Consider the following 15,203-nt stretch of genomic DNA (forward strand, 5'->3'; position numbering starts at 1 on the left):
GCCAATTTTCGAGCAAAATATTAACCGGTCCAGTCTTCTAATGAATCCAATGTAAAGCTCTGCTCACCTAAACGAAACACACTTTTTTTAGGTAGAATATCAATTAACTCAACGTCACCAATATGATCCCCTACGTGTAAATCAATACCATTAATGCGGATCCAGCGATCGTCTTTATTTGTTGAATACATGTGAGAGTCATAACGCATCACAGGAACTTGAAATTGGAACTGAACTGGCATTAAAGAAATATCAGTCTCAGGTAAATTCGCTTTTCTGTTTCGTTTTATATCACTCACATTACTTTGCTGCTCAAGCTCAACAGCTCTTGCAAAGCGCTCTTGTAATTCACTTGGTACATCAGCTAATGTATGATCATTAGATGCCACCTGTTCTGTTACAGCTTCATTTACAGGTGATTTTTCTACTTGTATCTCTTTAGTTTTCTTTATAGGTTGTTTAACGCTCAACTTCTCTGCAGAGACCCATTTAACATCCATTTCATCGACTTTAGGAATAATAGGCAAAGGTTGAGTTTTAAAATTCATATCACTAACAGCATACTGATTAACTTTACTCATTTGTATTTCATGACTTACTGGAGTTTGTTGAACACTTTGTTGCTGAATTTGGATAGCTTTTTCTTGAGATAATTCAGTATTTATAACTTGAGTAGGTACACTTGGTTTAAAGATTAAAAAAACGACCACTGAAGATAAAATAACAATGACTAAACCAGCAGTAACCATCAACCCTTTCCAGTAAGGAGAGAGTGATTGCTCTGTCCCACCCACGGCTAAGTTATGTTTGTTTTTATCTAATGCTTTTAATATGGTAGACATAATAACTCTATAATAGTGAAGGTGTTTTAGGTTCTAATTGCTGGGTTAATGAAATCAATGTGCGTTTACCTACGATGCCATCTGCAACTAAGTTATTTTCATATTGAAACTTGATCACTTTCTCTTTTAATTTCCAATCAAAACGATCGTTATTATTTTCAGGTAAACCATACAAAGTATTTAACTGCATATTTAACCAAGCAACATCATTCCCTTTTTCTCCAAATGACAATGGTTTAGTCACTTCAAAGGGAGTGCGCCATAATAACGTTATGCCACCATTCCAATACTTTATTAACCAAGCTTCTGAAACTTGTATTTTTTGCTCTCCAATCAAAATCTCATATTGATCTGATGCTTTATAAAGCACAGCATATAATGAACTTTTCTCATTAACCAATTTAATAACAGTAGGGTAATTGATCTCTTTTAATTTTTGTAAAGACACATTGTCAGAGAAACACTGTAAGAAAACACTCTCACCATTTTCACAAGTAGCATCTTTTAAATCAACGCTATACCCCCAGACAGCATACAGAGTCTGCAATGCATGGCTAAATTGGCCTTCAGTCAGATCTAAGCCAGTATAGTTATCAAACCATGTGGGTGTTTCTTTAGGCAACTGTGAGTCTTGACTGACTACTTCAGGTGTATCAGGAATACTATTCGATGTATTATCCATTTTTTTAAGTTTGAAAACACTTTCAATCGCTTGTATTGGTTGATTAAAGTGGTGCCCTATTTTAGGGGCTTGCATAACAAAAAAGAGACCTAATATAGCTAATAAAGCAAATCGCCAAATATGTTTAAATGGTTTATCTGAAACTTGGCTATCAAAGCTTAAATCAATTTCTTTTACAGCTAAATCAACCATCTTAGCCGTCACTTTATGTGAATTTTGACTGTATGCACAAAGCATACTGCGGTCACAAATTAAATTAATTAAGCGAGGAATACCATGGCTGTACTTAAAAATACGCTTCAATAATTTAGCATCAAAAATAGGGTAACTTGCCCCTGCAACATTTAAGCGGTGTTGAATATAAAACTCAGTTTCTTGCAAATTAAGTGGCAATAAATGGTAACGAGCAGTTATCCGCTGTGCTAATTGACGTAATTTAGTTTCTTTTAATTTTTGTTGTAATTCTGTTTGCCCAATTAGGATGACTTGTAATGGTTTTTTATTATTAGACTCTATATTCGTTAATAACCTTAATTGCTCTAATACAGAAAAGCTAAGGTGCTGCGCTTCATCAATCAAGACAATAGCATTACGCCCTTTCTCTAAATTATGAATCATCCAACTACTGATCGCATCAAAGAGTGTTTTTAAACTCGCTCTTTCAACATCATAAGCAATATTTAACTGATCACAAATCGTCGCTAATAACTCAACTTCTGTTTGTGCAGGGTTAAGAACAAAAGCGACATCAGTATCAGCAGAAAGGTCTTTTAGTAACACTCTGCATACTGTTGTTTTTCCTGTCCCAACTTCACCCGTTAATAGAACAAAACCGCCGTTCCCCTGTAATCCATACATAAGGTGAGCTAATGCTTCTTTGTGGCGGTCACTTAAAAAGAGAAAGTCTGGATCTGGCGAAATTGAAAATGGTTGCTCTTTTAATGAGAAAAATTCTTGATACATCTTAAAACCTAAGCAAAATTATAAGGCACACTTAATTAACTCTCTTGATACAGAGAAGCTCCTGCATATTGAGATAGAATCGGTATAATAACTAAATTAATCATTAAGGGGGAAAACAATGCGTGTATTTTTAGTCGGTGGCGCAGTTAGAGATAAATTATTAGGACTCGAAGTTAAAGATCGTGACTTTGTTGTCATTAATAGTACTCCTGAGCAAATGATAAACAAAGGTTTCACTCAAGTAGGCAAAGACTTCCCCGTTTTTCTACACCCTACAACAAATGAAGAATATGCCTTAGCAAGAACTGAGCGAAAACAAGGCATAGGTTATACTGGGTTTATTTGTTACGCAGGGCAAGATGTTAGTTTAGAAGATGATTTAGCGCGCCGAGATCTAACCATTAATGCCATTGCAGAATCTGATGATAAACAGTTAACCGACCCTTATGGTGGCCAACAAGATTTAGAAAATAAAATATTACGTCATATCAGCCCTGCATTTAGTGAAGACCCATTAAGAGTATTAAGAGTAGCTCGTTTTGCAGCTCGATTTGCTCACCTTGGTTTTACTATTGCACCAGAAACACAGCGATTAATGACAGAACTTGCTACAAGCGGTGAATTACAAAGTCTTACACCGGAACGAATATGGGTTGAAACAGAAAAGGCATTACAAACTGATAGCCCGCAAACATATTTTCAAGTATTACGTGACTGTGGTGCACTAGCAGCTTTATTTCCTGAAATAGATAATTTATTTGGAGTACCTGCACCTAAACGTTGGCACCCAGAAATTGATACTGGTATTCATACATTAATGGTTGTCGAGCAAGCCTGTTTATTATCAAGCTCAACCGTTTTACGTTTTGCCTGTTTAGTCCATGACTTAGGTAAAGCATTAACCCCAAAAAGTGAATGGCCAAGCCATAAAGGCCATGGTTTAAAAGGTTTGGCAGTTATTAAAAAACTATGTCAGCGCCTTAAAATTCCTAATGAATATAGAGATTTAGCTTTATTAGTAAGTGAACATCATACGAATATTCATAGTGCTTTTGAGTTACGAGCAAGTACCATGAGTAATATTATGGAGAAATGCGATGCATGGCGTAAACCAGAGCGCTTTCATCAAATGTTGCAATGCTGTGTCGCAGACTCTAAAGGCCGTACTGGTTTTGAATTATTACCCTATCCTACAGCAGAATATATGTGGCAAGCCTTTCAAGAAACATTAAAGGTAAATATTAAAGCGATTATTGCAGAAGGTTTTCAAGGGGTAGAAATCAAACATAAATTGAACGAACAACGTGTTCAACTTATTCAAGACTTCAAAAATGAGCAAAAACTAAAAAGAGAATGCTAATAAAACAATATAAAAGAGAAGAATAGCTATAACTTACAACCAGTTATAGCTATTCGAATTACTTTAACCTGCTAACACGTAAAATAACGCAAGACCTAATAGCAAACGATAAATAACAAACGGTAACATTCCAACTTTATTTAATAATAATAAGAAGACATGAATACATAAAATAGCACTTATAAATGAAATACCAGCCCCTAAGAATAATGAAGACCAATCCACATACTCGTCAGAGAGAATAAACTTTAATAAGTCATATCCAGATGCCATCGCAATAATAGGGATAGACATTAAGAAAGAAAAACGAGCTGCGGCATTACGAGTTAAACCTAACATCAAACCTGCAGTAATAGTTATACCTGAACGAGATGTACCAGGGATCAACGCAAGCGCTTGCGCAAAACCTAAGATAATTGCACCTTTTAATCCCGTTTGATATTCGGTTTTTATTTGGCTTGCTTTGGCATCTGCCCACCACAGTAATAAACCAAAGACGATGGTAGTAACAGCAATGACATATCCACTACGAAGGTACATTTCAATATAATCTTTACCAAAAAAACCAATAGCAGCCGCCGGGATCGTCGCCCATACTATCCACCAAGCAAGTTTACTATCTGGCGTATGATTTTTATTTTTAATGGAGTCTGTCCATGCCATCGACATGTTGATCACTTCATGACGGAAATACAATACAACAGCCGCCAGAGTGCCAATATTTAAAACGAGATCAAAAGCTAAACCTTGATCTTGCCAGCCTAATAATACTGAAGGCAGAATTAAATGTGCAGAACTGGAAATAGGTAAAAACTCAGTTAACCCTTGAATTAAGGCTAGTACTACAATTTCTAAAATACTCATTTCAATCTCATTTAGTTAAAGTGATTAATACTTTATTGGTTAAAAAATAGGTGTTTCTACTTTCCACAATTTTTGCTTATTTGTGGGATACTGTTGCCATAGTTGTTGATACGTAACGGCTAAAATGGGGTGAATTAAGGTTGGAGCTAATTCTGCTAAAGGTTGTAATACAAATGCATTTTCAGTTATTTCAGCTCGTGGGACATCACGTATTTTGTCAATTTCAGCATCATATAATAATAAATCGAGATCTAAAGTTCTTGGTGCGTATTTGATTGCTTTTTCTGGTCGCCCTAATTGTATTTCTATACATTTTAATTTTTTAATAACTGATTCGATAGATAAATCACTATGTAATTCAGCAACCAAATTATAAAAATTACCACCTTTAAAGCCTACCGCTTCACTTTCAAAAATATTCGATAAACGTAATTGACCAAAAGACTCTTTTAATAAAATGACACCTTGGCGAATATTTTCTCGACGATTAATACTTGATCCAATACCAATAAAAATTTGCGCCACTATTTTATACCACGTTCAATTTGTACACCTAAACTTTGGGCTTTAGCTAACGCTCCAGGCTTATGTAATGTTAGCTTTATCCATGGCACTGCAAATTCTTGCATTATCAATTCAGCAACACGTTCAGCCATTGTTTCAATTAATTCAAATTGATGTTGCTGAGCAAATTGGTTTACTCGTTCTGAAACACTGAAATAGTTTAATGCCAATGCAATATCATCACTATTTGCGGCAGGACGATTATCGAATGCCATTTCAAGATCAAAATAAAGTTTTTGCTGAACTGATTTTTCCCAGCCATATACACCAATTGTACTGATCACTTCTAATTGTTTAATAAAAACGATATCCATGCTTAAACCTTATAGCTATGCCTATTTTTTATACGACGATGCTTTTGTTTATAATACTTTACAAGTAAACTCAGCCTACAAAACTCAATATTATAATGAATGTTATAAGAAATAATCTCATAACTCATTAACAATGCGCCATATTTTACCTGATTGGGATGAAATAAGTACCATGATTATACTGACCACACTAATTTTTAGCGTGTCTGCTTATTTTATTGGCGCGCTCAACGGTGCCATTTTATTATGTAAGCTCAAAGGTTGGCCCGATCCTAGATTAGAAGGCTCAAAAAACCCAGGTGCTACAAATATGCTGCGTTTACATCACGCACAAGCAGCAAGCCTCGTATTAATTTTTGATCTATTAAAGGGAGTCATCCCTGTTTACCTCGCTTATTTCGCAGGAGTTCCACCTGTAGCCATTGGCTTTATTGGTATCGCCACTTGTTTGGGGCATATTTTTCCACCTTATTTTGGTTTCAAAGGAGGAAAAGGTGTTGCTACAGGATTAGGTACTTTATTGCCTTTAGGTATGGATATGACAGGTTTGGTTATTATTACTTGGTTATTAACAATTGCAGTCAGCGGTTATGCTTCTTTAGCAGCAATTATTACGGCAATTGCAGCACCTATTTTTATCGAAAATATAAAACCAGAATTCACTTTGCCAGTATTAATGCTGTCATGTTTGATTATTATTAAACATATCAGCAATATTCGTCGCCTGATCAGAGGAAAAGAAAAGAAAATAGTGAACTGGAAACAATAATATCCATAAAGATACTGGTAGTTAAAGGCAATCTCGTTATAATTAACATTTTTACAACAAGCCTTATGCAAATAAGCTTTTTATTAACATTTACAGGAGTTCACGTGAGCCTTATTAAACGTCTTAGCCTATTTATTGCTCTTTCAATGAGCCTATTTAGCACACTAAGCTTTGCACAAGACCTATCGGAAGAAGCAATTGCCCATCGTATTAGTCCCGTTGGTGATGTTTATTTGGATGGCGAAGTTGCAACAGCAAGTTCTGGTGGAGATTCAGGTGAATCTGCTGGCCCACGTTCTGGAGAGAAGATTTACAACTCTTTCTGTGTTGCATGTCATGGCACAGGTGCCGTTGGCGCTCCGATTAAAGGAGATGCTGCAGCATGGGCTCCTCATATAGCGAAAGGTGAAGAAACCTTAATCAAACATGCAATCACTGGCTTTAATGCGATGCCTCCAAGAGGGACGTGTAATGATTGTACTGATGAGGAAATAACTGAAACAGTTAAGTTCCTAACAAAAGGTTTATGGTAGAAAATTACCAAGCTAATATTTAAATAAAAAGCGAATTTATATTCGCTTTTTTTGTGCCTATTTTTTAAGAATGCCTCAGTTTATAGCGAAGAAGTAAGTTACTTTAAGCAGTGAAAAAGCCCTGTCGTTGACTAAGTTGGTTATTATTATGTTACAAAATAAGAAATGACCTAATTCACAGCATAAGTTGACGTAAATGATTATTTCCTTTGCTAAACTGTTAACACTGAAAAATAAGTTATTTTAATTACCTAAAAATTCAGGCTTATACCAATTGCATTAAGTATGTGATCTAAATTTTGTGCAGAAAAAACAATTCAATTCGAGCCGTAAATTTCGTAAAGGGTTGTTCCATTTACGAAATTTATAACAAAGAAGTGAGTTGTTTTAAGCAATAAAATAGAGCTGCTATTTACTGTGATTGGTATTAATCTTGATTAAGATAATAGAGGAAGTATTTTATGCGTTTATTACACACAATGTTACGTGTTACTGATCTACAAAAATCTTTAGATTTTTACCAACAAGTATTAGGAATGAAGTTATTACGCCAATCTGAAAATGCTGAATATAAGTATACTCTTGCTTTCTTGGGTTATGGTGATGAGCTTGAAACAACAGTGATTGAATTAACCTACAACTGGGATACTGATGCTTATGACTTAGGCAACGCTTATGGTCATATTGCTATTGAGACTGATGATATTTATCAAACCTGTGAAAAAATAAAAAGCTTAGGCGGCATCGTTACACGTGAAGCTGGTCCAGTAAAAGGTGGCAGTACGGTCATTGCTTTCGTAAAAGATCCAGACGGTTATATGATTGAGCTGATCAATAAAAAAGATGCAGGTAAAGGTTTAGGCGAATAAATTACGTCTCATACTGATAAACTCTAAATCGAAAAATAAAAAAGGCTGATTAAAAATCAGCCTTTTGCTTTTTAATGCATAATAACGATGATAATTAATTATTTCGGTAAGAAACCAACACGATCGTATACTTTAGCTAAGGTTGCAGCAGCTCGTTGTTGCGCTTTCTCAGCCCCCACTCTCGCCATTGCTTGCAATGCATCTTCATCTGCACGTAACGCTTTAAAACGAGCTTGAATCGGCTCTAATAATGTCACTACGGCATCTGCTGTATCTGATTTTAAATGTCCGTACATTTTATCTTCATACTCGGGAATCAAACTCTCGATTGATTTGCCTGTTGAACATGAAAGTAATGTTAATAAATTAGAAACACCTGGTTTTTCAGCAGTATCAAAGTAGATGCGAGCTAACTCATCGGTATCTGTTTTAGCACTTTTAATCTTTTTAGCAATTTTCTTAGGATCTTCTAATAATGCAATAAAATTCTTTTCATTATCATCAGACTTAGACATCTTTTTAGTCGGTTCTTGTAGACTCATAATACGCGCACCGTGCTCAGGAATTGCAGGCTCTGGCACAACAAAAGTATCGCCATATGCGTTATTAAAACGTGTTGCAATATCGCGTGCTAATTCAAGATGTTGTTTTTGATCGCTACCAACAGGCACACTACTTGGGCCATATAATAAAATATCCGCCGCCATTAAAACTGGGTAACTAAATAACCCGGCATTAATGTTTGTGACATTCTTTTGTGATTTATCTTTAAATTGAGTCATACGGTTTAATTCACCCATTTGCGTATGGCAATTTAATATCCAAGACAATTCAGCATGTTCAGGCACTTGTGATTGAATAAACATGGTACTTTTTTGTGGATCAATCCCTACCGCTTGGTACATTGCTAAACCATCATAAATAGCACTACGCAATGCTTTTGGATCTTGGCGAACAGTGATCGCATGTAAATCAACAATACAAAATAAACAATCATGTGTTTCTTGCATAGCAACCCATTGACGAAGTGCGCCCATGTAATTACCGATGGTTAAGCCGCCAGATGGCTGACATCCACTTAATACAACTGGTTTAGTCATTTTTTATTTCCTTCATTACTTTTATAGTAATGTTAATAATTCGTCGAAATGATTAATCATATAATCAGGGTTAATATCGGCAATAGGCTCACCAAAGTTATAACCGTATGTTAATGCTATTGTTTTTACCTGTGCGTTTTGTCCCGCTAAAATATCATTACGTGAATCGCCTACCATCACCACATCTGCTTTATCGACTTTAAAATAGTTACAAGCATAATCTACTTGCATTGGATCTGGTTTATTTTTAGCTAGAGTGTCTCCACCTAAAAGTAAATCAAAGCAGCGATCAATACCAAAATAAGCTAATAAATCAGGTAAGAATTTTTCACCTTTGTTGGTCACTAAAGCAATTTTGTAACCTTTATCCTGTAACGTAAATAGTGTGCTTTTTACTGCAGGATATAAACCTGATTCTGTATTTAAAAACGCTTGATAATAACCTTCAAAAATAGCAACAGCATGATTTAATTCTGATTCACTAGGCGCTTTGTTCTGAACATGTATTAAACAACGCTCAACCATTTTAGGGATGCCGTCACCCACCCAAGTTTTAACTATCAAATCATTCACATTAGGTAATGCAAAATCATCTAACATTGCATTCAAAGCTAAACGTAAATCCGGCACACTGTTTACTAATGTACCATCTAAATCAAAACAGATAAGTTTAATATTAGTTAGTTGATTCATCTTAAAACACTCTCTAAGTTAACTTGAGCTAATTGTTCACGCATATCGTCGATCACTGCTTTATAATCTGGTTGATTAAAAATAGCCGAGCCTGCCACAAACATATCAGCACCCGCTTCAGCAATTTCTTTGATGTTGTCAGTTTTAACACCACCATCAACTTGTAAACGGATATCTAAACCACTGTCATCAATTAATTTACGTACTTGACGAAGTTTTTCAAGAGTATGTGGAATAAAGGATTGTCCACCAAACCCAGGATTCACAGACATTAATAAAATAACATCTAATCTATCCATAACATGCGTTAACTCTTCTAATGAAGAAGCTGGATTTAATACTAAACCGGCTTTACAACCATGATCTTTAATAAGCTGTAATGAGCGATCCACATGTTTTGATGCATCAGGATGGAAGGTAATAATTGAAGCGCCTGCTTTAGCAAACTCAACAATCATAGTATCAACGGGCTCAACCATTAAATGAACATCAATAGGAGCGGTAATACCAAAATCACGTAGTGCTTTACAAACCATTGGACCAATCGTTAAATTGGGTACGTAATGATTATCCATTACGTCAAAATGCACAACATCGGCACCATCATCTAATACTTTTTGTACATCATCACCCAAACGAGCAAAGTCTGCAGACAGGATCGAAGGTGCAATTAAATAATCAGTCATGATGATTTGTTCCCTAATAGAAAAAAGCTAAATAATAAAGCCATTATTCTACCTAAGCAGCGCCTAACACACTAATTTTTATTTTCGATGTTTGTACTCAGGATGGTATATCTTTGAAGTTAATTATTTTTGAGCAGGAAAGAAAGCAAATAATTCAGCAGCAGGTTTACGATCTGAAGATTTACTACTAATTGTACGAGAAACAAAAAAGCTATCGCATTCTGCATCTCGATATAATTCTTGCGTTAACGTTGTATCGTGATTACTTAATAAAACGGCCGCTTTACTTTCTCGCGCTAATTTAGCCAACTGTGCTTGATCATCTAAACTAAAGCCTTGTGTGGCATAACTAGTAAAAGAAGCGCTTTTACTTAATGGTACATAAGGAGGGTCACAATACAGCACATCATCATCACGGAGATATAAAAAAAGTTTTTGATACGGTTTACAAGTGAAAGTTGCTTTTTTCGCTTTTTCAGAAAAAAACAATAACTCAGCTTCTGGGAAATAAGGTTTTTTATATCGCCCAAAAGGCACGTTAAAACCACCACTTTTATTATAACGACACAGACCATTGTAACCGTGACGATTCATATAGAGGAATAAGAGTGAGCGTAGGTAAACGTCATCACTTTTATTAAACTGCTCTCGCAACTGGTAATAAACTTCTTCTTGATTGTATTTATTTTGGAAATAAACCTTTGCATCATGGATGAACTGCTTCGGTTTACGTTTAATAATTTTATACATCTCAATTAAATCAGGGTTGATATCATTAAGAATATATTCTTCATAATCACTATTTAAAAAAACAGATCCTGCGCCAACAAAAGGTTCTATTAATCGTTTTGCATCAGGTAAACGCGCATTAATTTGCTCGGTTAACGTGTACTTTCCGCCTGCCCACTTTAAAAAAGCTCTGTTCTTTTTATTATTCATTTAAAAACAACCGATACATTTTTAGCACATTCAACTCGTTTTATCACCGTATTATTAGGGATAAAAAAAGGACACATGAGATGTTGCAGGTGAACGATCAACTGCAACAAAGAAGAGATTAACCTTGTTATTATTACAAGCATAATAAATTATGATTCAATAACGTCGCGAAGTACTCTCTCACTGACATCATCAAATAATGCACTTGTGCCTACTGAGGTCGGTAAAACTAAACGTAATTGACCATTAAGTACTTTTTTATCTAATTGCATATGTTCTGCAAAATGCTTGTATTGCATATCAGCAGGCGCAGTTAATGGCAGATCAAAGGCTTCAATCAAATTGATTATTTGTTCCACATCATTGTGATCTACTAAGCCTAATATATAAGACGTTTCAGCAGCTAAAACCATACCAACAGCAACCGCTTCACCATGTAACCAGTTACCATAACCTTGCTCAGCTTCAATGGCATGTCCAAACGTATGACCAAGATTTAACAGTGCGCGAATGCCGTGCTCTTTCTCATCAAGTGCAACAACTTCGGCTTTAATCGCACAACAACGCTTAAGCATGTAAATAATTGCATCAGGATCAAGTGATTTAATAGCTTCAATGTTTGATTCTAACCAAGCAAAAAAATCTTTATCGTAAATAATACCGTATTTGATCACTTCAGCCATACCCGCCGCGAATTCACGTGCAGGTAGCGTTTTTAAACATTCAATATCAATAATAACGGCTTGAGGCTGATAAAAAGCACCGATCATATTTTTACCAAGCGCATGATTTACAGCAGTTTTTCCGCCCACTGACGAATCAACTTGAGATAATAATGTAGTAGGTATTTGTACAAATGGAACGCCTCGTTGATAACATGCAGCCGCAAAGCCTGCCATATCACCAATAACGCCACCACCTAATGCAACAATTGTGGTATCTCTTGCATGTTTTTTAGCTAATAGTTCGCTTAATATAATTTCAAACGTATTCAGATTTTTATGTTGCTCGCCGTCAGCTAAAATAACTTCATCTATTTGATAGTCTTTTAGTGTTTCTTTGCAGGCGTCTAAATATAAAGGAGCAACCACGTCATTAGTGACGATCATTACTTTTTTACCTTTAATTGCGCTGCTAAATAAATCGACATTAGACAATAAATTTTGTCCAATAGAAATTGGGTAACTACGGTCACCTAGATCAACGAGTAACTTTTCCATTAAAAATCCAATAAAGCAATAATTTGACTAGCAACTACTTTTGCACTTTGCTCGTCTGTTTCAATAGTGTAATCCGCAGCTTCTTCATAAAGCGCGTTTCGTTTTTCTGCTAATGTTTCTAACACTGATTGTGGATCATCAGCTTGCAGTAATGGTCTACGTTTATCTTTCAACGTTCTCGCAAGTTGCTTTTGAACACTTGTTTTCAAATAAACAACGATGCCACGAGCAGATAAATGAGTTCTGTTTTCTTGTCGAATAACAGCACCACCACCCGTTGCTAAAACGATGCCATGTTTTTTAGTTAGTTCATCTAGCATTTCTTGTTCGCGGTTTCTGAAACCTTCTTCACCTTCGACATCAAATACCCAGGCGATATCCGCACCTGTTTTACGTTCAATTTCGCTATCTGAATCAAGGAAATCTAAATGCAGCATTTGTGCAAGTTGACGTCCAATTGTGCTTTTACCAGCCCCCATTGGACCGATTAAAAATATATTACGCTGTTCTGCCATGTTGAATTTTTACTCAAGTGATTGATTACTGGGAAAACCCTTAGAAATTAAAGAGAAGTCGCTTATTATCGCAATTGTTAACAATATATTGCAAGCCATAAAAAAATAAGCCCGAAGATAAACTTCAGGCTTATTCAAAATTTAGCTTACAAATTATTAATATTTGGTTTGCATTACGATACGTGGAGTAACAAAAATTAATAACTCAGCTTTACTATTTTCTTGAATAGTTGATCTAAAGAAGTAACCAAGATAAGGAATATCTCCTAATAATGGAACCTTAGTAATTGAGTCAGTAATACGTTGTTGGTAAATACCACCAAGTACTAATGTTTCTCCATTTTCAACTAGTACTTGTGTTGCAATTTCCTGTGTATTAATTGCCACTGCAGTACCTGTACCTGTAGGAACAATTTCACCTTTTGAATCTTGGGTAATCACTAAGTCTAAGATAACTTTGTTATCTGGTGTGATCTGCGGTGTTACTTCTAAACTTAATACCGCTTTTTTGAAGCTCACAGATGTTGCACCTGAAGAGGCTGATTCAACATATGGAATTTCAGTACCTTGTTCAATATAAGCAGTTTGTTGATTAGACGTTGTAATACGCGGTGTTGCAATTATTTCAGCTTTATTCTCTTGCTCTAATGCCGAGAGTTGTAAATCTAAAATTTCACCATTTGCAAGCTTAGCAACTTGGAAGGCAATATTACCGGCAGCTCCTGCGACAGGTAAATTAACATTCAAACGGTCTGAGACAGAACCTGTTGTACCGCCTGCAATACCTGGCAATGTACCCGAAGTAGAACCTGTCGTTGTTGTACCCGTTGTGCCTGAGAAGCCCCATTGAACACCTAGTTCTTCACCTACAGAATCATTTACCGTTACCATTCTTGCTTCAATAACAACTTGGCGTACTGGAATGTCTAAGATTTCAACCATATCTTTAACTGAATCAATAACAGCAGCAGTATCTTTAATTAATAGCGTATTAGTACGTGCATCGATACTTACGTTACCACGAGCAGATAACAGCCCTGCGTTTCCACCTGATAACATGCCAGCAATGTCAGCTGCTTTTGCGTAATTAATTTGAATGTATTCAGAGTGTAATGTCGCTAAGTCAGCCACTTCTTTATCTGTTTCTAATTGCTCACGTTCTTTTGCTGCCAATTCAGTTGCAGGGGCAATCATCAGAACGTTACCGTCCATACGCTTACCCAAACCTCTCACTTTCAGAATGATATCTAAAGCTTGCTCCCAAGGAACATCATCAAGACGTAGCGTAATATTACCGCTTACTGAATCGGTGATAACTAAGTTAAAACCGTTAAAATCAGCTATTAACTGTAATACAGTACGGACTGGGATATCTTGGAAGTTAAGTGAAATAGCTTTACCTTGATAAACACTTTCTTGTTCATCTTTTGGTTTTTCAGATACTTCAATCATAAATAAAGTATCTAATTGGTCATAGCGGTAGTTATATTCACCTTTCATTTCAAAAACAAAACGCGTTGTACCATCTTCACGGAAAGTCTCTACTTTCTCAACTGCGGTTGCAAAATCAACTACATCCATGATGTATAACAATTCATCAGGAATATAGGTGCTTTGGAATTCAGCAATTAATTGATTATCACGACGACGAATATCCACAGCAACACTTGAATTATCTAAGTAAACAAATAATTTACCTTGCCCTTCTGAACCACGTTTAAAATCAATTTCTGAAACCGTATTTACATAGCCTTTAGGTTTCTCTGTTGAGGTTGCTTTAGCTTCTAATTTAGCAGGTGTTGGCAATTCAACTTGTATAGTTTGATTACCTGAATCTTGCGCAACAGCAAGAGCTAATGCAGATTCAGCCGCTGACGTTTCTGATTGTTCAGAAACTTCACCAAAACGTACAATAAGGTTATTAGCTTCACGTGAAATGCGGTAAGGCATTAAAGTATCTAAGTTAATAACTAAACGTAAACCTTCAATAGTACGATTAGCTTCAACAACTTCTATTCCGCCTTTCTGTATTTTAATTGGATTTAGTTTAAGAATTGAACTTGCATCAGCAATATCAATAATTAACTGATTTGGGCGATAATTTAATTTATCTGTATAAGCACTGATAGCATCATTGAATTCAAACTTTAATTCATATTTCCCTTGCACAAGTGGATTGACATTAAGTTTGGTTAATTGTGGTTCAGCAGTCACAAAAGAAGACAATAATAATAAAGCGACACTTACACTCGATAATATTATTTTTTTAAGGTTTCTAAGTTCCATTATT

The 15,203-nt window shown here is 35.6% G+C and carries 16 protein-coding genes; 4 read left to right on the forward strand and 12 right to left on the reverse strand.

Annotation, left to right across the window (positions count from 1 at the left end; genetic code table 11):
- Positions 1 to 20: 20 nt before the first annotated feature.
- Positions 21 to 842 (reverse strand): general secretion pathway protein GspB, encoded by an 822-nt coding sequence (locus E2R68_RS10470; RefSeq protein ID WP_134277635.1) that lies wholly within the window; start codon positions 840 to 842, stop codon positions 21 to 23.
- Positions 843 to 849: 7 nt separating this feature from the next.
- Positions 850 to 2,487: an AAA family ATPase gene (locus tag E2R68_RS10475; RefSeq protein ID WP_134277636.1), complete on the reverse strand. Its 1,638-nt coding sequence runs from the start codon at positions 2,485 to 2,487 to the stop codon at positions 850 to 852.
- Positions 2,488 to 2,605: 118 nt separating this feature from the next.
- Here E2R68_RS10475 and E2R68_RS10480 point away from each other — a divergent pair, with 118 nt between their 5' ends.
- Positions 2,606 to 3,847, forward strand: a complete 1,242-nt coding sequence (locus E2R68_RS10480) for a multifunctional CCA addition/repair protein (RefSeq protein ID WP_134277637.1) — start codon at positions 2,606 to 2,608, stop codon at positions 3,845 to 3,847.
- Between the two features lie 63 nt (positions 3,848 to 3,910).
- Here the strand turns inward: E2R68_RS10480 and E2R68_RS10485 are convergent, their stop codons facing one another.
- Genes E2R68_RS10485 through folB form a run of 3 tightly spaced genes read right to left on the reverse strand, consistent with a single transcriptional unit; the run spans position 3,911 to position 5,589 of the window.
- Positions 3,911 to 4,711 (reverse strand): undecaprenyl-diphosphate phosphatase, encoded by an 801-nt coding sequence (locus E2R68_RS10485; RefSeq protein ID WP_134277638.1) that lies wholly within the window; start codon positions 4,709 to 4,711, stop codon positions 3,911 to 3,913.
- Between the two features lie 39 nt (positions 4,712 to 4,750).
- Positions 4,751 to 5,236 carry a 2-amino-4-hydroxy-6-hydroxymethyldihydropteridine diphosphokinase gene (gene folK / locus E2R68_RS10490; protein ID WP_134277639.1) on the reverse strand — a complete coding sequence of 162 codons (486 nt, stop codon included), beginning with the start codon at positions 5,234 to 5,236 and terminating at the stop codon, positions 4,751 to 4,753.
- The gene (gene folB, locus E2R68_RS10495; protein WP_134277640.1) at positions 5,236 to 5,589 is read right to left on the reverse strand and encodes a dihydroneopterin aldolase; all 354 of its coding nucleotides are present in this window, start codon (positions 5,587 to 5,589) and stop codon (positions 5,236 to 5,238) included. Before folB ends, folK begins: the two co-directional genes overlap by 1 nt.
- 172 nt (positions 5,590 to 5,761) lie before the next feature.
- Between folB and plsY the strand changes: the two genes are divergently transcribed.
- The 3 genes from plsY to gloA all read left to right on the forward strand — a co-directional run bounded on the left by plsY (position 5,762) and on the right by gloA (position 7,760).
- On the forward strand, positions 5,762 to 6,358 hold the full coding sequence (gene plsY, locus E2R68_RS10500; RefSeq protein WP_134277738.1) for a glycerol-3-phosphate 1-O-acyltransferase PlsY: 597 nt from the start codon (positions 5,762 to 5,764) through the stop codon (positions 6,356 to 6,358).
- Positions 6,359 to 6,471: 113 nt separating this feature from the next.
- A complete protein-coding gene (locus E2R68_RS10505; RefSeq protein ID WP_208380207.1) occupies positions 6,472 to 6,891 on the forward strand; it encodes a c-type cytochrome in 420 nt (139 codons plus the stop codon).
- A gap of 461 nt (positions 6,892 to 7,352) precedes the next feature.
- Entirely contained in the window at positions 7,353 to 7,760 is a 408-nt protein-coding gene (gloA, locus tag E2R68_RS10510; RefSeq protein WP_134277642.1) for a lactoylglutathione lyase, read from the forward strand.
- A gap of 98 nt (positions 7,761 to 7,858) precedes the next feature.
- Here the strand turns inward: gloA and trpS are convergent, their stop codons facing one another.
- The 7 genes from trpS to E2R68_RS10545 form a co-directional block, all read right to left on the reverse strand.
- Positions 7,859 to 8,860 (reverse strand): tryptophan--tRNA ligase, encoded by a 1,002-nt coding sequence (gene trpS, locus E2R68_RS10515; RefSeq protein WP_134277643.1) that lies wholly within the window; start codon positions 8,858 to 8,860, stop codon positions 7,859 to 7,861.
- Between the two features lie 21 nt (positions 8,861 to 8,881).
- Positions 8,882 to 9,553, reverse strand: coding sequence for a phosphoglycolate phosphatase (locus E2R68_RS10520; RefSeq protein ID WP_134277644.1), 672 nt, complete (start codon positions 9,551 to 9,553; stop codon positions 8,882 to 8,884).
- Positions 9,550 to 10,239, reverse strand: coding sequence for a ribulose-phosphate 3-epimerase (gene rpe, locus E2R68_RS10525; RefSeq protein ID WP_134277645.1), 690 nt, complete (start codon positions 10,237 to 10,239; stop codon positions 9,550 to 9,552). Before rpe ends, E2R68_RS10520 begins: the two co-directional genes overlap by 4 nt.
- 123 nt (positions 10,240 to 10,362) lie before the next feature.
- Positions 10,363 to 11,178, reverse strand: a complete 816-nt coding sequence (locus tag E2R68_RS10530; RefSeq protein ID WP_134277646.1) for a Dam family site-specific DNA-(adenine-N6)-methyltransferase — start codon at positions 11,176 to 11,178, stop codon at positions 10,363 to 10,365.
- Between the two features lie 149 nt (positions 11,179 to 11,327).
- Positions 11,328 to 12,398, reverse strand: coding sequence for a 3-dehydroquinate synthase (aroB, locus tag E2R68_RS10535; RefSeq protein ID WP_134277647.1), 1,071 nt, complete (start codon positions 12,396 to 12,398; stop codon positions 11,328 to 11,330).
- A complete protein-coding gene (gene aroK / locus E2R68_RS10540) occupies positions 12,398 to 12,913 on the reverse strand; it encodes a shikimate kinase AroK (protein WP_134277648.1) in 516 nt (171 codons plus the stop codon). The genes aroB and aroK overlap by 1 nt, the downstream gene beginning before the upstream one ends.
- Positions 12,914 to 13,069: 156 nt before the next feature.
- Positions 13,070 to 15,199: a type IV pilus secretin PilQ gene (locus E2R68_RS10545; protein ID WP_134277649.1), complete on the reverse strand. Its 2,130-nt coding sequence runs from the start codon at positions 15,197 to 15,199 to the stop codon at positions 13,070 to 13,072.
- Positions 15,200 to 15,203 lie beyond the last annotated feature (4 nt).

This window comes from Psychromonas algarum (assembly GCF_004376845.1).
Taxonomy (GTDB): Bacteria; Pseudomonadota; Gammaproteobacteria; order Enterobacterales; family Psychromonadaceae; genus Psychromonas.